We start from the raw sequence: 24,957 nt of genomic DNA on the forward strand, positions 1-24,957 counted from the left end.
ATATGATCGACCGCTATGACATCGTCTGCCGCCCCATGCGCGACCTCCTCGTCGACTACCTGCGCGAGCGCAGGCCCTCCCTCGACTACGCCTCGTTGCGGGCCGTGGCGTTCGGCTTGGGCAAGCTGTTCTGGAAAGACCTGGAGAACCATCACCCGGGAATCGACTCACTACGTCTGACGCCCGACATCGCGGCCGCGTGGAAGCAGCGGATCGCGATGAAGAAGACCCGTGGCAAGACCGCCAACGGTCAGAGCGTCGAGACGGACACCCCGCGCGCCGATCGGGGCATCAACTACGTGGCCATGGTCCGGGCCTTCTACCTCGATCTCGGCCAGTGGGCGATGGACGACCCCGCCCGCTGGGGCATCTGGGCGGCTCCCTGCCCGATCCGGGAAGAGGAGATGTCGCGCCGAAAGGAACGCTCCGGCCGCAAGTCCCGCATGGATCAGCGGACCCGCGAACGGCTGCCTGTTCTGCCGGTCCTGGTGCAGACGGTCGACACCGAGCGCAGGCTGGCAGCCGAGCGGCTGAAGGCGGCCCGGGCCGCCAGTCCGGGGTCCGACTTCACAGCGGCCGGCCAGACCTGGCACCGGCCGGTTACCAAGAATCCGGCCGCCAAGGTCTGGGCTGACGACCCCGAGACCGGACGCCGCCGTGACCTCACCCTGGAGGAACACCGGGCGTTCTGGTCCTGGGCGATCGTCGAAGTCCTCCGGCACACCGGAATCCGCATCGAGGAGCTGACCGAACTCTCCCATCAGGGCCTTGTCCAGTACCGGCTGCCGGGCACCGGCGAGCTCATCCCGCTCCTCCACATCGCCCCGTCCAAGACTGACGCCGAACGCCTGCTCGTCATCAGCCCCGAGCTCGCCGACGTGCTCAGCGCGATCATCAGCCGCATCCGTGATGCCACCGGCGCAGTCCCGCTCGTGGTGTCCTACGACAGCCACGAACGCGTCTGGAACCCGCCGATGCCGCTGCTGTTCCAACGGCGCGCCGGAGTGGAGAACCGGCCCATCCCGTTTTCCGGCATCAGAAAGGTGCTCACCGAGGCACTCGCCCACACTGGCCTCACCGACGTCGCCAACCGGCCACTGACCTTCACTCCCCACGACTTCCGCAGGCTGTTCATCACGGACGCGATCATGAACGGGATGCCGCCCCACATCACCCAACTCGTGGTCGGCCACCGGGATATCAACACCACCATGGGATACAAGGCGATCTATCCCGAGGAGGTCATCAACGGCCACCGGGCCTTCATTGCCCGCCGCCGCACCGCTCGACCCAGCGAGGAGTACCGGACTCCCACCGACGAGGAATGGAACGACTTCCTCGGCCACTTCGAACGCCGCAGGGTCGCCCTGGGCGACTGCGGACGCGCCTACGGAACCAACTGTGCCCACGAGCACAGCTGCTTATCCGAACTAACCCAGCATGAAGACGGGTTGGGGTTCCAGGCCGCGCCCACCACAGAACGTAGTGGTGGACAAGTTGGACGACCGGGCCCTGCCGGGCGTGTCGCGAGTCGAGGAGGATCACCCCTCTTACTTGGCCTGCGCCCCTGCGAGACCCTGGCAAACAGGAAGACGTGGAGGAAGAGCGGACATAGCTCAACGCTCGCTGGAGTAGGCGGGCTCGGCGGTTCGTCAGTCGGCGGCATCACTGAATATGTGGGGAACGGTGTTACTTGCCCAGTTTCTTGGCCAGGGCGGCACGCCGGGCGAACATCTCGTCCTTGGACGCAGCCATCTCGCGGAGGGCTGCCTTTCGTTCCCGCTGGGCAAGCCGGTCCAGATACAGGTGACCATGAAGGTGGTCTGTCTCGTGCTGCAGGCACCGGGCGAAGTACCCTCTGCCCTCGATCACGAGCGGCTTGCCGTTCTTGTCACGGCCTCGCACGACAGCACGGTCGAGGCGGGGCACCACCCGGTAGGGGCCGGGAACGGACAGACAGCCTTCGGGTTCTTCGACCAGCCTGCGCTGCTCGGTCGGCACCTCGTCCAGGACGGGGTTGGCGATGTGCCCGACGTGACGCACCCCCCACTCGTCCGTGATGTCCCACATGAACAACTGCAGGTCCACGTCGACTTGGTTGGCGGCAAGCCCCGCGCCCTCCGCCACCTGGTTCGTAGCGAACATGTCGTCCACCAGCTGCGACAGCTCCGGCGTACCGAACTGCGTGACCTCCCGGCACCGCTGCCGCAGAATCTCTTCCCCGACGACGGTGATGCGGCGCACCGAACCCCGTTCGACCTCCGGCGCGAGCCGCGGATAGGAATCGACGGGTTCACCCAGCACGCGCACCCGGTGGTCCTGCGAGGTGTCACCGAACCCAACAGCCATGAAATATCAACGCCTTCCGCACATGCCTCAGTCGGCCAGGGCTGAGGCCCCGGCCGGCCCGCGGCCCAGCTTGACCGAATGCTTTGCAAAGTAGCACCCTTTGCAAAATGAGCGATGAAAACCGTCAAGCCGCGTCCACGGACCCACTGCCGCATCGCGCCCGGCAGCAACTTCCCGACCATCCCGTGCGCGTCGCCTTGCTGGACCTGCTCGCCGAGGTCGGCACAGCCACGTCGACCCAGGCCGCCGCCCGCCTTGGCCACAGTTCCGGCCTCTGCTCCTTTCATCTGCGCCAACTCGCCCGGCACGGCCTCATTGAAGAAGCGCCACACAACGGCGGCCGGGCACGGCCGTGGCAGCTGCGCTGGGCGTCCTCAGATCAGTCCGACCGGGAAGCGCCGGAAGAGTTCGCCGCGCTCGCGCGTGGACTGGAAGATGAGAGCTATCAACATTGGCTGGCTCACCGAGAGCAGGCGCCGAGCGAGTGGCAGCACGACGAGTCCTTCAGCGCCGTGGTCCACCTCACTCCAGCGGAAATGGCCGAACTCGCCACGTCCATCCGCTGCCTACTGGCCGACTATCGCGAACGGGACCAACGACCCGCCGCGCGCCCGGCAGGCACCGTGGCCGTAGCTGCGGTCACCCGGCTGTTCCCCCTCCTTGGTCGGTGAGCCTGCCGGCAGCCGTGCGGATGTCGGGCATGCCGAGGTGAACGGTGGACGGTTGCGCTGCGCGGTCGCGCATGGCCTCCAGCTTCTGCGCGGCAGCGGCCAGGGTGGTCTCGATCGCGGCGACCTCACCGAGCCAGCCCTGGTCTTTGGCCTCCTGGAGCCGGTCGATGAGGTTGCCGTGGATCTCCTGGAGGCGAGGCATCTGGGCCGGGTCCACGAGAAGTAGGGGACACCTGACACAGGCGTTTTCATGCTGGCAGGGGGTCGCGTAGTCGCGGCCGCAGGTTCCCAGAGCGACCTTGCGGAGTTCGAAGTGCGAGAGGAACTCAGCCCATTCGGTGGCGGTGAGCTCGCGGTACTCCTCGCTGGGCCGCTCGGTTCTGCGGCGGGCGATGAATGCCCGGTGGTGGGAAATCACATCTTCCGGGTAGATCGCGGCATAGCCCATGGTCGTGTCCAGAGCGGCGTGGCCGCAGATCTTCGCGGCGATGTGCGGGGGCAGTCCGGAGCGGATGGCGTCGGTCACGAAGATCCTTCTGAAGTCGTGGGGGCGCCATTCGAGCGGGTCGCCTGCCACGGTGATCTGGGCGGACTGCGAGGTGGCGACCAGGCACTCGCGGATGTAGCTGCGGGTGAGCGGTCGGTCCTCGGTGCCGTACCGGCGTTGGAACAGGAACGGCATGGGCGGGCTCCAGGTCTGCTCGAACACGTCGTATGCCGACACCAAAGGAAGGGCGACGTTCCCAGCCCGGACCCGGAAGATGACCGCGGTCAGTACCTCCGCCAGTTCCGGGGAGACCAGCAGCAGGCGTTCCGCATCGGTCTTGGACGGGGCGACCTGCAGCATCGGCACCACCTCGCCGGTGGTGGGCAGGGCGTAGGCGATGAAGCTGTGGTGGGTGAGCTCCAGCATCTCCTCGATCCGGATACCGGTGTGCCGCAGCACCTCCACCGTTGCCCAGGACCAGAAAGCCGCCTCTTCCTCGTGCGTCAGGTTCCGCCGCCTGTCGGTGGCCACCTCTGTGACGTAGACGCGGCCGGCCTGCCCGGACCGGCAGCGTTCGAACTCCTCCCCGGCAATGAGGAACCGTCCACCGGCCGGTGTCGCGCGAGCTGCGGTGATGCGGGCCTCGGCGTCCTTGCGCTGCTGGTCGACGACGCGAAGCAGGGCAGGCAGCAACGGCAGCTGGGTCCTGGTCCGTTGGTCCATCCGGGACTTCACCCGGGACCTGGACTTCTTCGTCGCGCACTCGCTCGCCTTGATTGGACACGGCGCCACCCAGGGCGCCCACCGAGCCGGATCGTCGGCGGCCCAGCGGGCGATGTCCTGGTAGAACGCCCGGATGAACACCAGCTCGCTGCGGAAGTTCACCCGCGGACGCACCGGGTGGCCCTTATCGTCACGAATGTGGGCCAGACGTTCTTTCCACGCCTGCGCGACCTCAGGTGCCAGTCGCAGCGAGTCGATGCCCGGATGGTGGATCTCCAGGTCGCGCCAGAACAACCGGCACAGGTTGCGGGCGATGGAACGCAGCGAGACGTGGTCGAGCTCGGGAGCCCGCTCGGTGAAGTACTCGACCAGCAGATCACGGACGGCCCGGCACTCGATGCCGTACCCGTCGACGATCTGCTCGACGCTGCGACGGCCCTCGATCCGAAGCACCCGCAGCCGCGGTGGTGCACTGACCGGGAGCACGCCGGTCTCCTTGAGTAGGGCGTAGAACAGCGGCCGGCCCGCGCTGCCGCGGAAGTGGTGTTCCTCCAGCGCGGCTGTCAGCTCGATGCAGTCGCCGACGGTGATGTCGCTGACCAGTCCGCCCTTGCGGATCACGATCCAGGTGAGCTTGTTCAGGGCATCGGACCTGGCTGCGGCTGTCGCGTGTTGAGCCAGTTGGTCGAGCCGCTGGAAGACGTCGGGGTCGCTGGCGGCCCGGGTCTCGGTGAGCATCACTGTCAGGCGTTGCCGCAGCAGCCACAGGTAGCTGGGGCGGATCGCCTGCCCGGCGACCAGGAGCGCCAGCCCCGTGGCCAGTTCATCGCGCAGGTGGCGTTTGGTTGCGCCGCGTCCCTTCAGGGGCAAATCGGTCCACTCGAAGCCGGCGGTGTCCGCTCCGCTGGCCATCCAGCGGTCCTGCCAGGTCTCTCCCGGCTGACCTTCGAGCCAGTCCAGCGCCTTACTCAGGCCCCGCCGCCGTGTCTTGTCACGGGTGAGGCCCGCACTGGGGTCGGTGAACAATCCCAGCAGCCGTTTGGCCAGGCTCTCCCGGCTCTGACGGGTCTGCCACCAGCTCGCTTCGCACACTCGTGGTTCCCACTCCAGAGGCTTGTCCTCCTCCGGCGACTCGACGGGCGTGGGGACAGCGGCCTGCGCGATCGGATTCACCGGCGAGTCCCGTGGGCAGTCGATGTGCCGAACAGTGCTGCCAGCACTTCGGGGCGGTAGCCGGGCGCCGGCGGGGCCGGCGGCTTGGCCAGCTCGGTGCGCTGCCGTTCATGGTGGGCCAGGACGTGAGCGACGACCTCGTCGGGAGTGGGAGCGATATAAATCTCCGTGGTGGTGATGTGGGCATGCCCCAGGACCCATTGCACGTCGGCGAGGGTCAGATTCGGATCGCGGACCATCCTCTTGGCCGCGCTGTGCCTCAGGTCGTGCAGAGTCCAGTTCGCGCCGAGCAGCTGGTTGGCGCGGGTGAAGACCATCCGGGCCGCGTCGTACTCCAGCGGACGAAAGGGCCGACGAAGCGTCCACCACAACGGCTCCGACGGGCCCTTGGGAACCATGCTGCGGAGTTCCTGCTGGTAGAGCCGCAACCACACGAACGCGTCCGCAGAGGCAGGAAGGTGCTGGAGGGTCTGGCTGCCCTTGCGGACCACGCCGATCGTCTGGCCCTCGGGCGCGACCAGGCCCTGCTCGACGCCGAGCAGCTCAGAGGCGCGAGCGCCGGTGGAGATGTAGAACGCGACCAGGGCCCTGTCCCGGTTGCACTTCAACGCGGCGAACAGGTCATTGAATGCCTGGTCAGGAATGATCCGCGGGGTTGGCTTGGGTTCCTTGGGCTGATACGTCCCCCGGCGGGCGGGGCGCCGGAACGGCTGCATCGGATTGTGGTGGGCATTCGGGCTCCCCTCCTCAGCTGCCCCGCCCTGGGGAAACGGGTTGATCAGCGGTCGGCCGTGCGTCTCACGGTGGTACTCGTAGAACGACCGGATCACCGCGCGAGCGTGCCGCCTGGTCCGAGCGGCATAGTTCTCGCCAGGCGCGGCCTTCCCCGTAATCGGGTTCACCGAGCCCGGCGCGGGCGCATCGGGACGGCGCTGCCGCGGCGGTTTCTTCGTGGTCTTCAGCCACAGTGTGAAGTCACGGGCCTCGACCCGGCTCGCGAGATACCAGGGCACCTCCACCGCGCGTAAGAACCGGACCCACGCCAACAGCTCGTACGCGTAGGACCGCAACGACGCCGGACTCGCATCGTCGGCGAGCATGTGATGCAGAAACTCACTGACCGCTGCCACCTCGGTGCCATCGGCGTCCACGAGCCGGAACGGCCGCAGCGGGTCACCGCTCTTCTCGACACGGCCGACCCGCGCCACCGTCAACGCCGCCACATCCCGGACCGTCCTGCTGTGCTCTGGCATCCATACCTCCACGGGGCGTACGTGCTCGACGACACGCGATCAGACCAGATCCGCCCCGACACGCGCAGTTACAACGAGCTCCAGCAGCAGCTACAACCACCTTGCGGTCACTATGCGTTGACCTCAGCACGAGCCCAGGACGCGTCCAACCTAGTTCGGTCAACGGGACCTGCGATGCAGCCTCCTCCGCCCTGATCCCGGACAGGCTGGCCGCATCATGGAGATCCGCGACAACCTGCTCGACCGCATCACTGAAGCCAAACGGGAGGGCTGGCTCGGCGAAGTCGAAGGACTCAAAGTGAGCCTAGCCGGGGCCCGGCAGAAGCTCGCCGAACTCGGCGAACGTGACCGTCGGGCCACCACCGTGAACCTCGGCATTCCTTCATTTCGCGACATCGCCGGCCACACCGTCACAGCCGCGGAGAACCTGACGTGACCTTCAACCGCGGGCGCGGCGGCCTTCAGAGAACGTTGAGTCAGTTGACTCCTCAGGTAGGCCACTCTCACCCAAGCCTGTTCCTCCCGGGCTGTGGCTCCTACTCTGCGAGCATGGACTGGGGAGCAATCGTCGGCACCGTTACGGGCGCACTCATCGGCGTGGGCGCCACTTCTCTGGCCGACCGGTCAAGATGGCGCCGAGAACAGGCGACGCGTCAAACCATGATCAAACGAGAGTTATATGCCGCCTACCTTGCGGCCGTAGCACAGTCATGGAACGAGATCCGCGCGGCCGTGATCGACAGCGACGATGCGTGGCCGGAGCGCGCACGCTTGGCGAGCCTCGCCTATCGGAACGGCGGTGTATACGAGCTGCGCTACCAGGTATCCATCACCGCTCCGCCGAACGTCGTCGCTCTATCCGACCAAACCATGCGTGGCATGCGCGACCTGACAAACAGGTTGAACGCCGGACAGACGTATAGCAGTTGGGATGAGCTCAAGCGCGATAACCAAGCGTGGTTCGACGCCTTCAACACCATGCGTCGCATGATGCGCCTGGACCTCGACCCCGAAGCACTCCACCTGCCACCGTCCAGCCCATGACATCCCACCGGCCGGTCCCGTAGGGCGCCTGCCAGTGCCTGATCAGCCTTCTGGAAGTAAGTTCAGAGAAGACGAAGACGAGGGCTGTCTGGAGGAGATGGAGCGCGAGGACGGAGAGTTCTTGCTGGTCGCGGCGGTTGCTGCTGAGTTCACCGCTCTTGCCGAAGAAGATGATGTCGTTGGCGCCGTTCCAGCCCTCGACGACGTTGAGGCCCTCCTGGATTTCGCGTTGGAGGTCGCGGTCGCGCAGGTAGCGGGCGACGAAGATGGTCTTCTGTGCTCGGCCGACTTCGAGCATGGCCTGGTAGACGGGGTGGGAGGCGGTGCGGGTGAAGCGCCGCAAGATCGCTTCGCTGGAGGCGGTGCCGACCCGGATCGCGGTGGCGTACTTGATGAGCTGGTCGTAGTTGTTCTCGATGACGTCGCAGCGGATGGGGCGGGTCATCGCGTCGGCCAGGCGCTCGTAGGTGTCTTCGTCTTCGCGGCCGGGCCGGTACAGCTTGACCTTGTTGATCTGCTTGATGCGCGGCAGCAGATCATAGCCCAGGAGCCTCGTGAGTCCGAACCCGATTTCCGACTGGCCATGTGAATCGACGTAGTTGCCCTCGGCCTGCATCGTTGTGGCGTGCCGCATCATGCCCTCGATGGCGGCGGCGACCTCGGAGGCGGTGCAGTTCAGAAGCTGGCTGTGAATGGCCATCGAGCCTTTCTCGATGTGCCAGTACACGAGCACCCCGCGGCCCCCGTACCGGGAGTGCCACTCGGTGAAGATGTTGCGGTCCCAGGCTTTGAAGTGCGTGGAGTCCGAGGCGACGGTGGTGGTGCCTTGCCCCCAGACCGCCTCGGAGCGGGCGGCGAAGGTGGCGTTGGCTATCTCGACGCCGGCGGCCTTCAGCTCGACGGCGGTCAGGTAGCGGCGGGCGGTGTAGCGCAGCTCTTCCTCGCTGTGCCCGTGCTCGCCCGCTGCGACGGAGCTGATCCCCGAGTTGGTGCCGTACGCGTATGCGATCAGGAGCAGGCGTTCCAGGAGCTTCGCCTCGTCGATCGCCTCCCGGGTGCCCACGGGCGCCAGGGCCTTGAGCATCCCGGTGCGCAGGGCGGCCTCTTTCAGGATGTCGATGAGGGCGACGGTGCGAGCAGGGCCGCGAGCAGGACGTGCCGCACGGGGTCGTCGAAGCGCCGCAGGTGGCTCGGGGAGGCGGCTGAGGCTCTGGCCCGCCAGGCGTTGATGACCTGGACGCCGATGCCGGTGAACGCCTTGGCCGGGATGCTGACGGCGCGGACCTGCTTGAGCTTTTTGATCTCGTCCAGCAGCGAGTTGAGGCTGACGTTGCCCGGATGGGCCTTGATGTCGGAGAGCACCGACTCCACGTCGTCCTCGTCCTCACCGCCGTCGCTGTCCACCGTTTCGGTGCCGGGGCCGTCATTCTGGGCGCCGTCGTCGGTCGGGTCGGTGAAGACCAGCGCGTCCAGCCGACGGGGACAGTCCTCCACGCGCGCGAGCCGTGCGGCGACCTCGGCGACGGCCCGCTCATCGGCCTGGTGCAGCGCGGACCGGATGACCGAGTCGATCTGGGCCGCTGTCGGCGGCTCGATCAAGTCCACGCGCATCTGCCGCAGCAGCTCGGCCCGCACCTGTTCCTCGCGGCGCTCGTCGTGCCAGATCACATCCACCAGGTGCGAGACGAGCTTGACCTGGTCGGTCACGCTGCACTCGTGCCATCCGGTCAGATTCCGCAGTTCGCTGCGGTGCCGTTTCGCGGCACGGGAGGTGAAGTCGTAGAACCCCAGCTCGGACGCGGTGACGCCGACCTGCTTGGCGACGTGCTCGACCGCGTCGGGCGGAAGCTCCAGACGCATCTTGGGGAACCGTCCGCGCCAGGTCAAAAACTTGAGCTGGACGGCGAAGCCCAGCCTCGTGGCCCCGGTCTTGTTCCGTAACCAGCCCACCTCGTCGCCGGACAGGGTGAAGTGGTCCACCACCCCGTCCAGACCCAGATCCCGCCCCACTCGACAGCCCCTTCCGCACGCCCCCGTGATCAGCATTCGGGCTGGACGGTAGAGGCGCCGCTGTACACGGCGGACGAACTTCGGCGAAGCAGTCCGGCAGGGTGGGAGGGCCTGGTAACAGCGGCAGCCGATCAGTTCAGGCGGCGGCCGGATGCCCGGCCGCCTTGCCGGTGGCATCCCGGCGCATGGCGGTCATGCCCAGATCGGCCAGGCGGGGCACGAAGGCGACGTCGAGTTCGTCGACCGGGTGGAGCAGGCCCCGCTCGCAGGTCTCCACCAGCCACACCGCGCAGCGGTCGGGGTAGGCGGGGTTGACGCCGATCTCGCCCTTGGGGAGGAACCCGTTGAACGGCGCCCGGATCTGGTGGTGGTTCCAGTAGTTCCAGGCCCGAAGGGCCTTGGCTTGCTCGAAAGCGAGGTAGAGCTGCGGATAGCGCTGAAGAATGCGCATCTCGCGGAAGAGCGTCTGGCCCAGCAGGGACGGCGCGGCCTGGGCAAGGCTGTCGAAGTCCTGGCCGCGGAAGGTGAAGGCGCTCGCGTCCTGGTTGGGGTGGAGGGCCAGAGCGGTGAGCAGGTGGGAGAGCCGGTCTCGGGTGTACTGCGCCGCTCCAGGGGCGAGAGGGGGCTCGATGTCGGCGATCAGGTCGTGCAGGCGCTGGTGGTCGGGGTGGAAGCGGGACAGGTCGAACAGTTTGTCCATGCCGTTGACCGCGGAGAACGCCAGGCGCTTGTAGAGGGGGTTGTTCATCTCGCCGGCCTCCGCGAACGCCTTCGTCTCGGCACTGGTGGAGTGGAGCATCAGGTACTCGGAGAGCACCTCGAAGTACACGTAGCCCAGGAACGGAAGGCCTGGGACGGCAGCGGCGAGCTGGTCCACGAACGTGCTCGGCGTTGTCCGGCGTCCGGTGGCGTTGGCCAGGACCGTGTCGAGGAAAGGGGCGGCGTGACGGATTTGGTGCAGTGCTCTGTCGCGTAGTTGGAGGTCCTCGGCCTGGGTGAGGAAGCTGCGGTGGTCGAGGTAGGTGTGCAGGTGGAGGGGGCCGAGCCGCAGGTAGTCGATGCCCTTGGCCGGTGCCGGTGCGGTGGGCGTGATCTCGATCATCAGGGTTTGGGTGTGTGGCTTGGTCTGCAGCAGGTAGGCGCCGAGGTTGTGCGGGCGCAGGCCGGCGGGGGTCTCGGCCAGGGGCGCGCAGTACAGGGCGGCGAGCAGGCATCCGGAGGAGGCATAGAGCTGGCCGCTGGCGCGGATGGCGTCCAGGGCGCTCGTGGTGTGCATCAGATGGATCGGGCGGCCGCTGGCGAGCGTCTGGGTCATGGTGTTGTGGGCGAGCAGATGGCCGCCGGGGGTGTCGTGCTGCAGTCGGCGGCGCCAGTCGTCCTCGCTCTCGGTGCACCCGGCCGGGACGGGGCGGGTGCGGGGGTGGGTGTAGTCGGTGTGGGCGTCGTCGAGGTCAATGTCCACGCGGGGCTCCTACTGGCCGGGGGTAAGGGAACGTCGGGCGGCGGCGAGGGCGCAGGGGGTGGTGGCTCCGTCAAGGGCGGCCTGTTCACTGCGTACGACCAGGGCGAAGGCGGCCGGGGGCAGCCAGTCGGGCACGGCGATACGCAGCCGGGTCAAGTCCGGCCACCACCGCGTAAGCGGCAGGCGGTAGCGGTCCAGGCAGTCGGCCGCCTTGAGGACATCGACGAGATGCGGAGCTTGTCGGTAGGCGCGCTTCTGGCGAGTGGTGAAGTGGTCGTAGGGCACGTCGTGCACGGCGATCGCCTGCGCCGCCCGGTGCAGCGTGGCGGCCGGAACTTCGCGGCCCAGCGCGCGGTTGACCGTGGCGGTGCGGCGGCGGAACCACGTTGCCGCTCGTTGTCCGTGACCGGGGTCGGCCCGGTCGTCGCGCCGTCGGCAGTCGTGGACGGCTCCGGCGGCGCAGAGGGCCGCGATGTCGTCGGCGCCGAGCTCGTGCTCCTGGGCGAGGAGGGCGGCGTACAGGCTGACGCGGGCGTTGTGGCGCACCCCGTGGTTGGCGTCGGACTGGCGCTCGGAGAGGAACCACGAGCGGGCCGGTACGAGCATGAGTCCGGGGCGTGGGAAGCTGGGCGCGGCGTCGAAGTTCGCCGGACGGTGGTCCGAAATCCACCCGAGCGTCATCTGGTCCATCGGCTGGTGGGCGGGCAGTCGGCGCTGGGCGGCGAGTTCATGCAGGCAGGCGCGGCCGGGCGGATTTCGATCGGTCATGGCGTCCTTCACACAGATGGGAACAGGGCAGGCGTGAAGCTGGGCGTGGCGATCCTGACGATGGGCACCCGGCCCAAGGAACTGGCCGAGCTGCTGGCCTCGGTCCATGCGCAGACGGCCCCGGCTGCGCGGACGGTGGTGGTGGCCAACGGATGCGCGATGCCCGAGCTGCCGCCGTGGGTCGAGACGGTGCAGCTGGCAGAGAACCTGGGAGTGACCGGCGGCCGCAACGCCGCCCTGGAACACCTCTCGGACATGGACCTGGTGCTGGACCTGGATGACGACGGCCTGCTGGTCGCCGACGACGTCTTCGCCACGATCCACGCGCTGTACGCGGCGGACCCGCGGCTGGGGATCATCGGCTTCCGTATCGCGGACGAGACTGGAGTGACCCAGCGCCGCCACGTCCCCCGGCTGCGGGCCGGTGATCCGATGCGCGGCGGGGAGGTGACCGGCTTCCTCGGCGGCGCCCACGTCCTGTCCGTGAAGATGCTGCAGGAGATCGGCTACTGGCCGGACGCGTTCTTCTTCGCGCACGAGGAGACCGACATGGCCTGGCGGGCGATCGACGCCGGCTGGAAGGTCCGCTACGCACCCCAACTGCTTCTCCAGCACCCGCGGACCTCCCCGGCCCGGCACGCGTTCTTCTACCAGGTCAACGCCCGCAACCGGGTCTACCTCGCCCGCCGCCACCTGCCCGCGGTGCTCGTCCCCGTCTACCTGGGGGTGTGGGTGGCCTTGACGCTGGTCCGCACCCGCAGCCTCACCGGGCTGCGGGCCTGGTTCGGCGGCTTCGCCGAGGGCTGGCGCACCGAGTGCGGGCGCCGCCAACCGATGCGCTGGCGCACCGTGCTCCGACTGGCCCGCCTCGGCCGCCCCCCGGTGATCTGAGCGACTCACGAAGCAGCCTGGGCCTCGGTGTGCAGCCACGCCGGAATCGCTTCCGGGGTCTGCTCCAGCCACTGCAGGTAGCGGCGCACCCCGTCCTCGATGTTCACCCGCGGAGCCCAGCCCAGCACCTCGGTCATGCGGGTGATGTCGGCGCAAGCGCCGAGCGGATCGCCCTGCGGCCGCGGGGTCTCGATGATCCGCGCACCGGAATGGCGGCGGCGTACCAGGTCGGCGATCTGCCGGATGGAAGTGGCCCGGCCGGTGCCGACGTTGAGCGTCGTACGATCTGCGCGCTCGGTCACCGCCGCCAGCAGGGTCGCCTCCGCGATGTCGTCGACGTGCACGAAGTCCCGCACCTGGTGGCCCCCGCCGTTGAGATGCAGCGGCAGGCCGAGCGCGGCCCGCATCGCGAACCAGGCCACCACCCAGCTGTGACTGTTCTCCTTGACCACCTGCGGCTGTCCGTAGACGGAGAAGTACCGCACGATCGCGTACGAATTGTCGGAGCCGCCCAGGGCGAGGGCGGTCTGATGCTCGCCCCACAGTTTGGTGTTGGCGTAGATCGACCCGGGCGTCAGCACATCGTCCTCGCTGAACTTTGCCCCCGCGTCCGGCGAACCGTTGCCGACGCCGTAGACGCTGGCCGAGGAGACGAAGACCAGTCGCCTCAGCGTGCCGCTGTGCCGGCCCGCGGCATCCAGCACAGTCTGGGTACCGCGGATATTGGCTTCCAGCGCGGCCGCCGGATTACGGGTGCACTCCGCGACGTCGGCCAGCGCCGCGGCGTGGATGACGTAATCACTGCGCGAGATCAGGTCGTTCATCAGCGGGGCGTCGGTGATGTCGCCGGCGACGACGTCCACGCCCCCGGGCGAGATGCCGAACACGGAGGAGTAGACGGAACTTCCGTAGGCATCCAGGCGACCCACGGCCAGCGGCTTGGCGCCCAGCGTGCGGAGTTTGTGCACGATGCGGCTGCCGACCAGTCCGAAGCCTCCGGTCACGGTGACGGTGGCTCCGGAAAGATCAGCGAAGCGATCCCGTGTGTTCACGTAAGGACCAGCCCTTCTCGACGGCACCGCGCGGATGCGCGGCGTCACGCCGTCGAGGACACCACCGGGCCCCGCCCTGCTCCAGGGGATGACTGTGTGGCCGGTGTGTGCCCGGCCTCGGTGAAGCCTCCTCAACCCCTGCCCGGGTACGGCATGGTGAAGGGGCGGCGTCAGTATCGGAGGGTGCGACATGGAGCTGGACCGTCATCCGCTGGCGCATCTGCGCCGCAGTCACCACTGGTCCGGAGAGGACCTCGCCCGTCTGCTTCGTGCGCAGGCCCGCAGGCGTGGCCTGCGCAGCGGTATCGACCGCAACCGGATCTGGCTCTGGGAGACAGGAACCACCCCGAGCGAGGAGAGCCAGCTGCTGCTGGCCGAGGTCCTCGATGTTCCCGCCGCCGCGCTCGACCAGCTGCGATGGCCCCACTGGCTGCCCGCCTTCGAACATCCCGCCCCGTTCAGCCCCTCGGGAAGCCGGGCCGCCCTGAAAGAGGTGCAGATCACCCGCATGGACCGACGATCCTTCCTGGTACTCAGCAGCAGCGCCCTCATCGAGGTCGCCGCCGACTGGGCCCGCATCGAGCCACGCCACCTGTCCCAGGCCCTGGGCGGACAACAGATCGACGAGGAACTCCTGAGGTGGCTGGAGCAGCGTTCCGGCGAGCTGCGCACCCTTGCCGCCGGAACGCACCGGCAGGTCTCCGGTCTCATCGACGCCCATCTGAACACTGCGATCGACCTGATCACCCAGGACCGCTACAGCTCAGCAATGGGCCGCCGCCTCCACGCCGTGGCCGCCGACCTCGCGCACTGCGCCGCCTGGCTGCGCTTCGACGCCGACCGGCACGCGGATGCCCAACGCCACTGGCAGGCCGCCGTCCACGCCGCACACCAGGCCGGTGACCGCGATCTCGCCGCCGTCGCGTTATCCGATCTCGGCTACCAGGCCACCTGGTTGTCCAGGCCCGCCGACGCGATCAAAGTGCTGGAGCATGCCCGCTCCCGGACCCGTACGCCGGCCGCCCGCTCCCTGCTCGACGTACGCCGTGCACGGGCCTGCGCCGTACTCCAAGATCACACCGGAACCGGGCGCGCCTTACCTCCGCTGAGAACGAACTGGACCGGATGCGCCCACAGGACACACCCCCGGTGGTGTCCTGGATGTCGATGGCGGACGTCAACGCGGACGCGGGGCGGTGCTGGCTCGACCTCGGCGACCCCGGTCGTGCCGCCACCGCGATCGACTCCGGACTGGGCGGCCTCGATCCACGCCGCTCCCGTACCAGAGCAGTGTTCCTGACCTACCGGGCCGAAGGCTCACTCCGCAACCGCGACGCCTCCGCCGCTGCGGCCGATGCCCGCGCCGCTCTCGACACCGCACTCGCCTCCGGGGCCACTCGGTGCATCGACCTCGCTTCCGCACTCATCCACCGCCTGGACGACCGGACCGAGCAACCGATGATCGAGCTGCGCGAGTACGCCCGGGAACGACTCGCAGGATGATCCGACCAACCGCCGAGAGGCTGCCCCTGAGTGTCGGCAAACGACCGTCTGTCGACACTCCACCTCGCGATCACGAACCCGCAGGTGAGCACTGTCGACAACTCGCGTCGACAATCAATGTCGGAGAACGGTCCGGCCGATAGATTCCGACGATGCTCATTGGCTACTGCCGCACATCGACGGCCGACCAGAACCCCGATCATCAGATCGACGCACTACTGCGCAACGGCGTCGACCGCGACAACATCCACGTCGACGTCGCCAGCGGCGCGAAAGCCTCCCGCCCCAAACTCGATCTCGTCATGCAGTTGCTGCGCGAGGGCGACACGTTGAAGGTCACCCGGCTCGACCGGCTCTCCCGCTCCGTGCTGCACCTGGTGACCCTCGGCGCCGAGCTACGCGAGCGCGGGATCGGGCTGCACGTCATCGAGCAGGGCATCGACACCGCCACCATGGAGGGCCGCGCGATGTTCGGGATGCTCAGCGTGCTCGCGGAGCTCCAGCGCGAGCTGATCGTGGCGAATACGAACGACGGGCTCGCCTCCGCGCGGGCCCGCGGCCGGGTCGGCGGCCGGCGACCGAAGCTCACGGCCGACCAGGCCGAGCTGGCCCAGCAGCTCTACGACGCCCGCGAGAAGACCGTCCAGCAGATCGCCGACATGTTCAACGTGCCCCGTTCCACGGTGTACGGACACCTCGACAAGACCAAGACCGTGCCCCGACAGCCGAAGAAGACCACCGCGCCGAATGCCTGAAAGCTACCGGCGGGTCACTTGTCACTTGGTTCGCCGCTCGTTAACGGCACCCCTTGTTCGCGGCGGTCAGCCGTAGGTTCCACCTCATCGGACCAGTCCTTCCAGCCGCTTCGCGGCCCGTTCCGTCCCGGCGACCCAGGCATCTTCAACCCGGGTCTGCTGGACGTGGATGTATCGCATGGTCGTGGCGATCCAGGAGTGCCCCAAAACCTCCTGGATTGCGAGCAAGTCAAGCCCGTTTCCGTAGAGTTGCGACGCGCAGAAGTGCCGCAGGACATGCGGAGTCAGCCTCTCGCCCCACCCCGGCAGGTGTGATTTGGCGGCATCCTTGAGCCCGCTTCGCAGGGCGTCGTCGCCCACCCGGCGGGAGGAGCCGTCGGTGTTCTTTCGCTCGGAGGGAAGCAGCGGGGCACCAGGGCGTGTGTGGTCGTCGTCGAACTGGCCCCAGACGTCCTCGATGAACCATCGAAGCGTCCGATCAGCGCCGTTGATTAACGGCACCATCCGCTCACGTGGCCCCGATCCACGGGCGCCCTTGCCGTGGCGAACGTGGAGCTTGCCGAAGCGGCCCAGGTCCCACTTGATGTCGGCCAGGTCGAGCTTGCATGCCTCGCTCACCCGCAGGCCGACCTGGGACATCAGCTTCGAGGCGGTGTAGTTCCTGGCCGTAGGGGCGAACTTGCGGCACGTCGCCAGCTCGCCGCCCCAGCCCGTGAACAGTGTCCCGACCTCCGGCTCGCTCGGCGGGATCCGTAAGTGGGCGTCCTTGGCCCCACGCGGCCGGTTCATCTCGTCGATCGGGCACTCAACAACCCGGCCGGTCATCCGGTGGAGCTCGACCTTGTGCCGCAGCTCCAGGAACATGAAGTACGTCGTCAGCGCCTGCGACCGGGCCAGCCGGGTGCCGCTGGGCGAGTTCCGCAGCACCTTCCCGAAGTACGCGTCAGCGTCAGCGGGCTCCATGTCCCACAGGGGCCGGCCGAACCAGGACCTGATCTGGTCCAGGTGCCCGACGTCCCCACGGATCGTGCCGTCCGCCAGGCCAGCCGAGGCCCGCGCAAGGACAAACCCGGACAGCACGTCGGTCTCGAACCGCTCCAGCTCCTCCGCCGACACCGGTGCCCAGTGCTCACGCAGGTCCCGTACGACTGCCAGCGCCGCCAACCCGAGCCTCCTCGCCTTCGGCCCGACTGCGGATCGGTCGGACGAGGTGAGAACGCTTCAAGAATCCCGAAGTTACGTCACAAGGCCACAGAGCACCCGAAGGAGGAAGAACCCCCTGGCCATGCGGCCAGGGACTCAGCGAGGCTCAGAAGAACTCACGGGATGTCGCACAGAAGAGCGCCTCTTCACAATGCAGGGTGTAGTCGGGGCTGTGAGCTGCTGTCGGTTTGCTGGGCTGAAGTGCGTTGTAGTGAGCAGGAGTGAGTCTCAGCGGCTCGCTTGCTCAGGGTGCGGCCGAGCTTGGTGATCTCGACCAGCGGCCTGGGGACGCCGGCGCTGAGCGACTCGATCAGCTTGACCATCAGCTCGCGGCCCGCGGCTGGGTCGGGGTGCCGGTAGGCGGCGATCATCCGCTGGTAGATGCCCCAGGTGGCCTCGACCTCGACATGCTCATCGATGGCGAACAAGGCCGTGAGTCGGGCGGCCTGCTTGTCGGTGAGCAGGTCGGCACCGGTGTGCAGGGTTCGCCGGGCACGGTAGAGCGGGTCGTTCTTGCGGCCGCGGCGGCCGCAGGTGGTCTGCTGAACGCGGCGGCGGCAGTCGTTGCGGGCGTCGTCGGCCAGGCGCACCACGTGGAAGGGGTCCATCACCGCGACCGCGGCGGGGCTCTCCTCAGCGGCGGCGGTCTTGAAGCCGGTGAAGCCGTCCATCGCGACGACCTCCACGGCCTCGCGCCACGCCTGGGGGCGCTGGGTAAGCCAGGCATTGAACGCGGCCTTGGAGCGGCACGGGATCACGTCCAGCAGCCTCGCTGGACCCGTACCGGCGCGCACCGGCGTGAGGTCGATGATCACGGTGACGTACTTGTCCCCGCGGCGGGTGTGGCGCCACACGTGCTCATCGACCCCGATGACCTTCACACCGTTCAACCGGCCGGGATCGTTGATCAGCACCCGCCGGCCCTCGGCCAGGGCCGCGTCGTTGGCGGTGTTCCACGCGACGCCGAGCCCTTGGGCGACGCGAGCGATGCTCAAGTGCTGACACACGATCGCCTCCAGCGCCCAGGCCAGTCCACGACGCGACAGCCTGGCCCGCGGCTCGGCCGCGCGGCTGGTGTCCTGGCGCCACACATGCCCACACCCGGTGCACCGGTACCGGCGGATCGTCACCACAAGGGTGGTCGGTCGCCAGCCCACGGGCTCGTGCGCCAGCTCCCGCGTGACGGTGTCCCGGAGTCTTCCTGCACACCCGCAGCGTCGGCACCAGCCCTCGGTGCCGTCATTGACCTCCAGGACCCGGCACGCCAGGACCGCGCGATCGGGCTCCAGAACGCTGGCCGACCACGACTAGGCCGAGCTCATCCAGGCGGCAGAACGTGGTCAGGTCAGGGCAGCCGAAGGTAGCGTCAGGCACGTCGAAGTCTTCCAGATGGGCGGCGTAGGAACCTCCATCCTCGGAAGACCTCGACACCTGCCCCGGGACCGACGCGCCAGCCACCATCCAACCAGCGACTACACCCTCAACTGTGAAGAGCCGGTTTTGGACGGGGCGATCTGCAGCAGCGGTACGACTTCGCCGGTAGACGGGAGTGGGTATTGGGTAACGCTGTGGTGCGTCAGCTCCAGGAGTTCCTCGTTGCGGATGCCGGTCAGGCGCAGAACCTCGATCGCGGCGAAGGCCCAGAACGCCTCCTCTTCCTCGTAGGTCAGGTTCCGCCGCCGTCCACTGGATGTCTCTTCGACCCAGGTGAGGTGGCCCGCCGCCGTGGGGGCGACGGCTCTGCGCAGCGACCCGTCGGTGCCGGGGACCAGCGCCCCGGGCTCGGTATTCCTCGCCACCTGGAGCAGCTCGGCGGCCGCGCGTCGCCGACGGTCGGCGGTGCTGGTAAGAACGGGCAGGACGGGCAGCCGCTCGCGCGTGCGCTGATCCATCCGGGCCTTGCGCCGCTTGCGTTCCTTCGCCTTGCGGATCTCGTCGTCGCTGATGGGGCAGGGCACGGCCCATGGCCCCCAGCGGGCTGGTTCCTCGGCCGCCCACTGTGCGATGTCGAGGTAGAAGGCCCGCACCCGTATGAGCTCGTCCTTGGCATTGAGCCGCGGACTGGAGACCTCGATGGTGCCGTCGGGGCCGGTGACGGTGCGCTTCTTGACCTTCAAGTCCTCCTTCCAGGCGCGGGCCACTGCCGACGGCAGCCGCAACGAGTCGATCCCCGGCGCCAGGGCTTCGATCCGGGCCCAGAACAGACCCGCGAGCGTGCGCGAGACCGCGTCCAGGCTGGCGAAGTCCAGCGAAGGCTGCCGCTCCCGCAGGTAGTCCACGATTAGATCGCGGACCGGCCGGCACCGGATCCGGTAGCGGTCCACCAACTCCTCGATGCTCAACTGGCCAAGTGCAAGACCAAACGCACGGATTGTTGCGGGAGCGTCCTCGGGGAAGATGCCCAGGGCGCGCAGCCGCAGGTAGAAGTCGACCTTCTTCTGCCCGCCGCGGGCATGTACCCGGCGCTGGGCGTCGACGAGTTCCACGCAGTCGCCGACCGTGATGTCGCGGATTTGTCCGCCCTTGCAGGCCAGCAGAGTTGCGATGCGCGTCGCCGCGACCTGGGCGTCCTTGCGTGAGCTCGCCGGCCCGGACTCGGCCGGCTGGTGCAGGCGCGCGAACCCGTCGGGGTCCCGGACCCCGGCCATGACGGAGGCGAGATACCGATGCGTACGGGTGAGCATCCACGGCAGACCAGGTCGGATGACGTCGCCGCAGATCATCATGAGCAACCCTGAGGACAGGTCATCGCGGTCATGCGACGGCGAGTGCCCGCGCTCGCGCAGCCACCACAGCGGAAGATCCACCCAGGCAGCACCGCGGAGATCCTCCGCGCCGCTGGCCATCCACCGTTGCTGCCAGGTCTCCCCGGGCAGGGCCGACAGCCAGCGCAGCAGCTTGGTCACCCCGCGTCGACGACCGGCTCGGGTCCCGTTGGCCGCCGAGTCGAACGGCGGCGCGGTCAGCCGCCCCAGCGTCTCCTCCAGCGGCTGTCCGGTGTGCGGCCACGACAACTCGGCAGCCCGGGCTGGAAAACGCGCCCGCAGCTGGCTGTTCCTCGCCTGCGCCTGCTCCGCCGTCGCATTCGAGACTTCCAACGGCCTGCGTGTCACGTGTTTGAAGACAGCGGTCACGGCAACCGCCCGAACAGGACGTCCAGCGACGCCGGGTTGTAGCCCGGCGCCGGAGGCGGCGGCACCGGCTGGCTGCGCTCACGGGCATGACGCTCGTGATGGGCCAGCACCCCGGCCACGACCTCGTCCTTGCGGGGCGTCAGATACACCTCCGTGGCGGACAAATGCGCATGTCCGAGCACCCATTGCACGTCGGCCAACGTCAACTTCGGGTCGCCCACCATGCGGACGGCCGCGCTGTGCCGCAGGTCGTGAAGGGTCCAATTGGCGCCGAGCGAGGCATTGACCCGCTCAAACATCCGGTGGGCACCGTGATAGGTCAGCGGCCGGAACGGGCTCCGCCGTGTCCACCACACCGGTTGGGTGCGACCGCGTGGCACATGGCCATGCACCTCCTGCTGATATAGGCGCAGCCACACGAACGCGTCGGCCGACGCCGGCACCTCGATGCCGCCACCGCCAAGCTCAACAGCCTCAGCCGAACCCCGACCGATGGCCGGCCACAGCTGGTCGACCTCGGCATGCCCGTCTTCACCGACCACGCACCCACATCAGCGCCGGGAGGAGAACCAGACCCTGCACCTGACTCGACCCTGCCCTGATTCGGAGGCAGGGGCTCTTGCAGCAAGAGCTCACGCAGCTTTGACGGAGGTGGCTGGTTGCCTTGCTCGGCGAAACTCTCTGACGGCAAGGGCCCCAGCAGCCGCTGTCGCCCCGAGCGGCAAAACGGGCAACAATACCGCGATCCCCCATGAAACAAAGCCCGTGTCTACCGCTTCGTAGCTTCCCCAGGGCTTTTGTGCAGCTCGGATGGTCTCGCCTTGGTGGCCGTCGTACGTGACCTTTATGGTGCCCGCGTTCGCGGTGTTCTGCGATGGGCCGCTGCATGCGGTGTGGGTTGTGTTCCGTGCTCCGTCCTCACGGTGGCACTCCGTGAGCCGAACCTCCACGGCGTTCCCCAGCAGGTTCAGCCGTGCGATGCCGGTGAACACTGTCCAGGCTGCCGCCGCCGCGCACAGCAGTGTGAATAGCCGACGACTGCGATTATCCGCCCCTTTGGCATGGGCCAATCATGCCGCCCCCTGAGCACTTCAGGTAGCCAGGGCTCTCCCCCGCCACCAGCGGCCGTACGGGACATCAGCGGCACTGCCCAGCACGCATGTGCAAGACCAGCCTGCCGGGACGGTCGAGGCGCGGCAGGCTCATGATCGATTTCTTAGTCCGGAAAAGAGCGAGGGTGCCAGCCCAGCAGGTGGCGACGGCTCAGCGGTGAACCGGTGAGCGGGCGTCTCACCAGCCCGGGCGTCGGCGGGAACGTCGCCCGGCAGAGCCCGACCGCCCGCCCCATCTGGACCAGGTGGACGACGGACGCCGTGTCCGTCTCGTACACCGAGACCGGGCTGAACCCGGCCCGGGCGCAGGCGCCGACGAAACAGTCCGCGAAGCAGCCGTCGCCCGGCACGTCCGCCCATGACGTCGGCAGTGACATCGACGTGGCGTTCGCCCCCTACCTGAACGCCGATCCGTCCGACGCCGCGGAGCTGATCGTCGGGTACGGCTCGGAGGCAGGGCTCGACGTGGTGGGGGAGGCCCACTTCCGGGGTCACGGCCAGGGCAGGAGCCCGTCGAGCGCGGCGGACGCGGTGCGTGCGGGCCATTACGCCTCACGGCTGCACCTGCCGGGGACGGCGGCCGAACGGCTCGCCGCCGCCCTGACAGCGCTGCCCGAGCCCGACAGACCGCGCGCCGACCCGCGCTACCGGCTGCTGGCACTGCGCCGGAGCGACTGACCCTGGACCACCCCTCCCACGCCCCGCCCCACCGCCCGCCGTCCCGCCCCACCGCCCTGCCCGTACCGGCACGGCGCCTTGCCGAATCGGCAACAAATCTGGCCAGGACGCCGATGTGTGGTGAGGCTGTCCCCATGAGCCAGCACACCGACCACGGTCACCAGCACACCACCACTCACGGCCACCGGCACAACGACGCCACCCACGTGCATCACCACGACACCACCGAATTCGACTGGGACGTCATGGGCCCGGTGCTGGAGCAGAACGCCGAGCTCAGCCGCCCGCAGTACGAGGAGGCGGCCCGCTGGATCGCCGGCCTGCCCACGGCCCCGGACGTGCGCAGGGTGCTCGACATCGGCAGCGGTCCCGGTGTGATCTCCTGTCTGCTCGCCGAGGTGTTCCCCGAGGCCGAAGTCATCGCCGTCGACGGCACCCCGGCCCTGCTGGAACGCACCCGGGCCCGTGCCCAGCGGCTCGGTCTCGGCGACCGCGTACAGGTCCAGCGGGCCGAGCTCCCCGAGGACCTCGACGAGTTGGGGGAGGCCGATCTGATCTGGGTGGGCAACGCTCTGCACCACATGGGCGACCAGCGCGCCGTCCTCGCCGGGTTCGCCGCTCTCCTGCGCCCCGGCGGGATCATCGCCCTGGTCGAGGGCGGTCTGCCGCCCCGCCAGCTCCCGCGCGACATCGGCATCGGGCGGCCCGGTCTGGAGGCCAGGCTCGACGCGATCACCGCGGACTGGTTCGAGGACATGCGGGCGTCGCTGCCCGGCACCAAGCGGGAGACCGAGGACTGGAGCGCCCTGTTCACCGCGGTGGGGCTGGACCCGCAGGGCACCCGCAGTTTCCTGCTCGACCTCCCGGCGCCGCTCTCCGAGCCCGCACGTGACCATGTCATCGCCGAGTTCACCCGTCGGCGCGAGATGTTCGAAGAGGTGCTCTCGGTCGAGGACGTCGCCGTACTGGACCGGCTCCTCGACCCCGAGGACCCGGCCGGACTGCGTCAGCGCCCCGACGTCTTCCTGCTCATGGCGCGCACGGTGCACCTGGGCCGACGGGGCTGACCTGCAAAGGCTCCGGTCGTCCCCTCGCGCAAAGGGATCGATGGTCCCCTCGGCACCGCCCATGGACGGATTGGAGTGCTCCCCGGCAGCCGAGTTGGACATCTCGTCCACTGCGGTGACGTGTGCTGCGGGCCCAGGATGTGGCTTCGCGAGCCCGGCCGTCACCGGCCCGGCTCGCGACACGTCGCCTCGCGCGAGGACGCGTATCGAGAGGAAGCCCATGCAGCACACTTCAGCCATCCTGCCGCGGGCCGAGGGCGCCCACGTACGCCGCACCGTTGTCGAACTGCCCCGCTGTGAGGACCCGTTGTGGCGCGAGGAGGTGTTGGAGCCACGTGAACAGGTCCGCGCCGCACGGGACTTCCGTACCGGCATTGCCACGGTGTACGCACGCGGCTCCCGGACGGTGACCCGATGACCGCCGCCGTTCCCGGCTCTCTGTCCGGTGTCGTGGTCGCCGACTTCGGGCGGGTGCTGGCCGCCCCGTACGCCACGATGCTGCTCGCGGACCTGGGCGCCGACGTCATCAAGGTGGAACGGCCGGGCTCCGGCGACGACACCCGGGCCTGGGGCCCGCCGCGCGCCCATGACGAATCCACCTACTTCCTGTCCGTGAACCGCAACAAACGGTCCCTCACCCTCGATCTCGGCACGGCGGAAGGACGCCGGCACGCCCACGAACTGGTGCGTCGCGCCGATGTGCTCTTCGAGAACTTCCGCCCCGGCACCATGGGCAAGTACGGGCTCTCCTACGAGGAGGCCCACGCACTCAACCCCGGCATCGTCTACTGCTCGGTCACCGGATTCGGAGCCGGCGAAGGAGCCGCGCTGCCCGGCTACGACCTGCTGCTGCAAGCGGTCGGCGGGCTGATGAGCGTCACCGGGCCCGCGCCCGGACAGCCCGTCAAGACGGGTGTGGCGCTCGTCGACGTGCTCACCGGACTGCACGCGGCCGTGGGCGTCATGGCGGCGCTGCGCCACCGCGATGCGACCGGTGACGGCCAGCACGTCGAGGTCAATCTGCTGTCCTCGCTGCTGTCGAGCATGGTGAACCAGGCGGGCGGCTACACCCTGGCCGGTCAGGTGCCGGGCATCCTCGGCAACCGTCACCCGTCCATCGCCCCGTACGAGATCTACCGGGCGGCGGACCGGCCGCTGGTCGTGGCCGTCGGCAACGACCGGCAGTTCCGCGCCCTGTGTCGGGGCCTGAGCGCCGAGGAGTTGGCCACCGACCCCCGGTTCGCGTCGAACGCGGACCGGGTCGCGCACGTCGACGCGCTGGCCGAGGAGATCTCCGCGCGGCTTGCCCGGCGCACCGCGGCCGAGTGGTTCGCCCTGCTCACCCCGCTCGGGGTGCCCTGCGGTCCGGTCAACGACCTCGCGGGCGCCTTCGGGCTCGCCGAACGCCTGGGCCTGTCCCCGCAGGTCACGCCTGCCGACGCGGGCCCCGGCGACCCCATGCGCCTGGTGGCCAACCCCATCGGACTGTCCCGTACCCCGCCGCGGTACGAACGGCGACCGCCGCGCCTCGGCGAGCACACCGAGGACCTCAGGCGCTGGCTGGACGGCTGACCGTCCGTCGACCAGCGTCCGGGGGCCGTGAACGACCGGCATTCACGGCC

At 68.7% G+C, this 24,957-nt stretch carries 22 protein-coding genes and 3 pseudogenes; 12 read left to right on the forward strand and 13 right to left on the reverse strand.

The window, feature by feature from the left end:
* Positions 1 to 443: 443 nt before the first annotated feature.
* Positions 444 to 1,223 (forward strand): annotated as a pseudogene (locus OH735_RS32250) (tyrosine-type recombinase/integrase); the annotation flags it as partial.
* 466 nt (positions 1,224 to 1,689) lie between these two features.
* Here OH735_RS32250 and def read toward each other — a convergent pair.
* Positions 1,690 to 2,349 carry a peptide deformylase gene (def, locus tag OH735_RS32255; RefSeq protein WP_406379322.1) on the reverse strand — a complete coding sequence of 220 codons (660 nt, stop codon included), beginning with the start codon at positions 2,347 to 2,349 and terminating at the stop codon, positions 1,690 to 1,692.
* 107 nt (positions 2,350 to 2,456) lie between these two features.
* On the opposite strand from def, the gene OH735_RS32260 reads away from it, so the two are divergent.
* Complete coding sequence (locus tag OH735_RS32260) at positions 2,457 to 3,020, forward strand: helix-turn-helix domain-containing protein (RefSeq protein ID WP_406379324.1); 564 nt, start codon at positions 2,457 to 2,459, stop codon at positions 3,018 to 3,020.
* Here OH735_RS32260 and OH735_RS32265 read toward each other — a convergent pair.
* Both OH735_RS32265 and OH735_RS32270 read right to left on the reverse strand, forming a co-directional pair.
* Entirely contained in the window at positions 2,989 to 5,403 is a 2,415-nt protein-coding gene (locus tag OH735_RS32265; protein ID WP_406379326.1) for a tyrosine-type recombinase/integrase, read from the reverse strand. The genes OH735_RS32260 and OH735_RS32265 overlap by 32 nt on opposite strands.
* Complete coding sequence (locus OH735_RS32270) at positions 5,400 to 6,656, reverse strand: tyrosine-type recombinase/integrase (protein ID WP_406379328.1); 1,257 nt, start codon at positions 6,654 to 6,656, stop codon at positions 5,400 to 5,402. Before OH735_RS32270 ends, OH735_RS32265 begins: the two co-directional genes overlap by 4 nt.
* A gap of 217 nt (positions 6,657 to 6,873) precedes the next feature.
* On the opposite strand from OH735_RS32270, the gene OH735_RS32275 reads away from it, so the two are divergent.
* Both OH735_RS32275 and OH735_RS32280 read left to right on the forward strand, forming a co-directional pair.
* Positions 6,874 to 7,092, forward strand: a complete 219-nt coding sequence (locus tag OH735_RS32275) for a hypothetical protein (protein WP_406385190.1) — start codon at positions 6,874 to 6,876, stop codon at positions 7,090 to 7,092.
* 113 nt (positions 7,093 to 7,205) lie between these two features.
* Positions 7,206 to 7,700 (forward strand): hypothetical protein, encoded by a 495-nt coding sequence (locus OH735_RS32280; protein ID WP_406380415.1) that lies wholly within the window; start codon positions 7,206 to 7,208, stop codon positions 7,698 to 7,700.
* Here OH735_RS32280 and OH735_RS32285 read toward each other — a convergent pair.
* The 4 genes from OH735_RS32285 to OH735_RS32300 form a co-directional block, all read right to left on the reverse strand.
* Positions 7,627 to 8,784 carry a Tn3 family transposase gene (locus OH735_RS32285; protein WP_406385191.1) on the reverse strand — a complete coding sequence of 386 codons (1,158 nt, stop codon included), beginning with the start codon at positions 8,782 to 8,784 and terminating at the stop codon, positions 7,627 to 7,629. The two genes, OH735_RS32280 and OH735_RS32285, sit on opposite strands and share 74 nt — an antisense overlap.
* Positions 8,785 to 8,807: 23 nt before the next feature.
* A complete protein-coding gene (locus OH735_RS32290) occupies positions 8,808 to 9,710 on the reverse strand; it encodes a DUF4158 domain-containing protein (RefSeq protein ID WP_406385192.1) in 903 nt (300 codons plus the stop codon).
* 136 nt (positions 9,711 to 9,846) lie between these two features.
* Complete coding sequence (locus OH735_RS32295; protein ID WP_406385193.1) at positions 9,847 to 11,172, reverse strand: hypothetical protein; 1,326 nt, start codon at positions 11,170 to 11,172, stop codon at positions 9,847 to 9,849.
* 9 nt (positions 11,173 to 11,181) lie between these two features.
* Positions 11,182 to 11,940, reverse strand: a complete 759-nt coding sequence (locus tag OH735_RS32300; RefSeq protein WP_406385194.1) for a hypothetical protein — start codon at positions 11,938 to 11,940, stop codon at positions 11,182 to 11,184.
* A gap of 60 nt (positions 11,941 to 12,000) precedes the next feature.
* On the opposite strand from OH735_RS32300, the gene OH735_RS32305 reads away from it, so the two are divergent.
* Positions 12,001 to 12,831, forward strand: coding sequence for a glycosyltransferase family 2 protein (locus OH735_RS32305; RefSeq protein ID WP_406386845.1), 831 nt, complete (start codon positions 12,001 to 12,003; stop codon positions 12,829 to 12,831).
* 5 nt (positions 12,832 to 12,836) lie between these two features.
* On the opposite strand, the gene OH735_RS32310 is transcribed toward OH735_RS32305, so the two are convergent.
* A complete protein-coding gene (locus OH735_RS32310) occupies positions 12,837 to 13,835 on the reverse strand; it encodes an NAD-dependent epimerase/dehydratase family protein (RefSeq protein ID WP_406385195.1) in 999 nt (332 codons plus the stop codon).
* A gap of 238 nt (positions 13,836 to 14,073) precedes the next feature.
* Between OH735_RS32310 and OH735_RS32315 the strand changes: the two genes are divergently transcribed.
* The 3 genes from OH735_RS32315 (at position 14,074) to OH735_RS32325 (ending at position 16,141) form a co-directional block, all read left to right on the forward strand.
* Positions 14,074 to 15,183, forward strand: a complete 1,110-nt coding sequence (locus tag OH735_RS32315; RefSeq protein WP_406385196.1) for an XRE family transcriptional regulator — start codon at positions 14,074 to 14,076, stop codon at positions 15,181 to 15,183.
* Positions 15,174 to 15,386 (forward strand): hypothetical protein, encoded by a 213-nt coding sequence (locus OH735_RS32320; protein WP_406385197.1) that lies wholly within the window; start codon positions 15,174 to 15,176, stop codon positions 15,384 to 15,386. The genes OH735_RS32315 and OH735_RS32320 overlap by 10 nt, the downstream gene beginning before the upstream one ends.
* Before the next feature lie 152 nt (positions 15,387 to 15,538).
* The gene (locus tag OH735_RS32325; RefSeq protein ID WP_406385198.1) at positions 15,539 to 16,141 is read left to right on the forward strand and encodes a recombinase family protein; all 603 of its coding nucleotides are present in this window, start codon (positions 15,539 to 15,541) and stop codon (positions 16,139 to 16,141) included.
* 84 nt (positions 16,142 to 16,225) lie between these two features.
* On the opposite strand, the gene OH735_RS32330 is transcribed toward OH735_RS32325, so the two are convergent.
* The 5 genes and pseudogenes from OH735_RS32330 to OH735_RS32350 all read right to left on the reverse strand — a co-directional run.
* On the reverse strand, positions 16,226 to 17,305 hold the full coding sequence (locus OH735_RS32330; RefSeq protein WP_329164891.1) for a site-specific integrase: 1,080 nt from the start codon (positions 17,303 to 17,305) through the stop codon (positions 16,226 to 16,228).
* 266 nt (positions 17,306 to 17,571) lie between these two features.
* A pseudogene (locus OH735_RS32335) lies at positions 17,572 to 18,718 on the reverse strand (ISL3 family transposase); the annotation flags it as partial.
* Between the two features lie 98 nt (positions 18,719 to 18,816).
* Positions 18,817 to 20,358 carry a hypothetical protein gene (locus OH735_RS32340; RefSeq protein WP_406385199.1) on the reverse strand — a complete coding sequence of 514 codons (1,542 nt, stop codon included), beginning with the start codon at positions 20,356 to 20,358 and terminating at the stop codon, positions 18,817 to 18,819.
* A 116-nt stretch (positions 20,359 to 20,474) separates the two neighbouring features.
* Positions 20,475 to 21,020: a tyrosine-type recombinase/integrase gene (locus OH735_RS32345; protein ID WP_406385200.1), complete on the reverse strand. Its 546-nt coding sequence runs from the start codon at positions 21,018 to 21,020 to the stop codon at positions 20,475 to 20,477.
* Positions 21,021 to 21,706: 686 nt separating this feature from the next.
* Positions 21,707 to 21,952, reverse strand: a pseudogene (locus tag OH735_RS32350) (LysR family transcriptional regulator); the annotation flags it as partial.
* 19 nt (positions 21,953 to 21,971) lie between these two features.
* Between OH735_RS32350 and OH735_RS32355 the strand changes: the two are divergent.
* From OH735_RS32355 to OH735_RS32370, 4 genes are all read left to right on the forward strand, one after another.
* Positions 21,972 to 22,268: a hypothetical protein gene (locus tag OH735_RS32355; protein ID WP_406385201.1), complete on the forward strand. Its 297-nt coding sequence runs from the start codon at positions 21,972 to 21,974 to the stop codon at positions 22,266 to 22,268.
* A 134-nt stretch (positions 22,269 to 22,402) separates the two neighbouring features.
* Positions 22,403 to 23,335: a class I SAM-dependent methyltransferase gene (locus OH735_RS32360; protein WP_406385202.1), complete on the forward strand. Its 933-nt coding sequence runs from the start codon at positions 22,403 to 22,405 to the stop codon at positions 23,333 to 23,335.
* Positions 23,336 to 23,555: 220 nt separating this feature from the next.
* Entirely contained in the window at positions 23,556 to 23,753 is a 198-nt protein-coding gene (locus tag OH735_RS32365) for a hypothetical protein (protein WP_406385203.1), read from the forward strand.
* Complete coding sequence (locus OH735_RS32370; RefSeq protein ID WP_406385204.1) at positions 23,750 to 24,907, forward strand: CaiB/BaiF CoA transferase family protein; 1,158 nt, start codon at positions 23,750 to 23,752, stop codon at positions 24,905 to 24,907. Before OH735_RS32365 ends, OH735_RS32370 begins: the two co-directional genes overlap by 4 nt.
* Positions 24,908 to 24,957: the final 50 nt, after the last annotated feature.

This window comes from Streptomyces sp. NBC_01618 (assembly GCF_045209435.1).
Classification (GTDB): Bacteria; Actinomycetota; Actinomycetes; order Streptomycetales; family Streptomycetaceae; genus Streptomyces.

Excerpts from the sequence above, each read along its gene's own strand:
- OH735_RS32325 (WP_406385198.1), top strand. The coding sequence starts at position 15,539 with ATGCTCATTGGCTACTGCCGCACATCGACGGCCGACCAGAACCCCGAT.
- OH735_RS32360 (WP_406385202.1), top strand. The coding sequence starts at position 22,403 with ATGAGCCAGCACACCGACCACGGTCACCAGCACACCACCACTCACGGC.
- OH735_RS32260 (WP_406379324.1), top strand. The coding sequence starts at position 2,457 with ATGAGCGATGAAAACCGTCAAGCCGCGTCCACGGACCCACTGCCGCAT.
- OH735_RS32270 (WP_406379328.1), bottom strand. The coding sequence starts at position 6,656 with ATGCCAGAGCACAGCAGGACGGTCCGGGATGTGGCGGCGTTGACGGTG.
- OH735_RS32305 (WP_406386845.1), top strand. The coding sequence starts at position 12,001 with ATGGGCACCCGGCCCAAGGAACTGGCCGAGCTGCTGGCCTCGGTCCAT.
- OH735_RS32365 (WP_406385203.1), top strand. The coding sequence starts at position 23,556 with ATGCAGCACACTTCAGCCATCCTGCCGCGGGCCGAGGGCGCCCACGTA.
- OH735_RS32285 (WP_406385191.1), bottom strand. The coding sequence starts at position 8,784 with ATGCTCAAGGCCCTGGCGCCCGTGGGCACCCGGGAGGCGATCGACGAG.
- OH735_RS32315 (WP_406385196.1), top strand. The coding sequence starts at position 14,074 with ATGGAGCTGGACCGTCATCCGCTGGCGCATCTGCGCCGCAGTCACCAC.
- OH735_RS32370 (WP_406385204.1), top strand. The coding sequence starts at position 23,750 with ATGACCGCCGCCGTTCCCGGCTCTCTGTCCGGTGTCGTGGTCGCCGAC.
- OH735_RS32275 (WP_406385190.1), top strand. The coding sequence starts at position 6,874 with ATGGAGATCCGCGACAACCTGCTCGACCGCATCACTGAAGCCAAACGG.
- def (WP_406379322.1), bottom strand. The coding sequence starts at position 2,349 with ATGGCTGTTGGGTTCGGTGACACCTCGCAGGACCACCGGGTGCGCGTG.
- OH735_RS32280 (WP_406380415.1), top strand. The coding sequence starts at position 7,206 with ATGGACTGGGGAGCAATCGTCGGCACCGTTACGGGCGCACTCATCGGC.
- OH735_RS32300 (WP_406385194.1), bottom strand. The coding sequence starts at position 11,940 with ATGACCGATCGAAATCCGCCCGGCCGCGCCTGCCTGCATGAACTCGCC.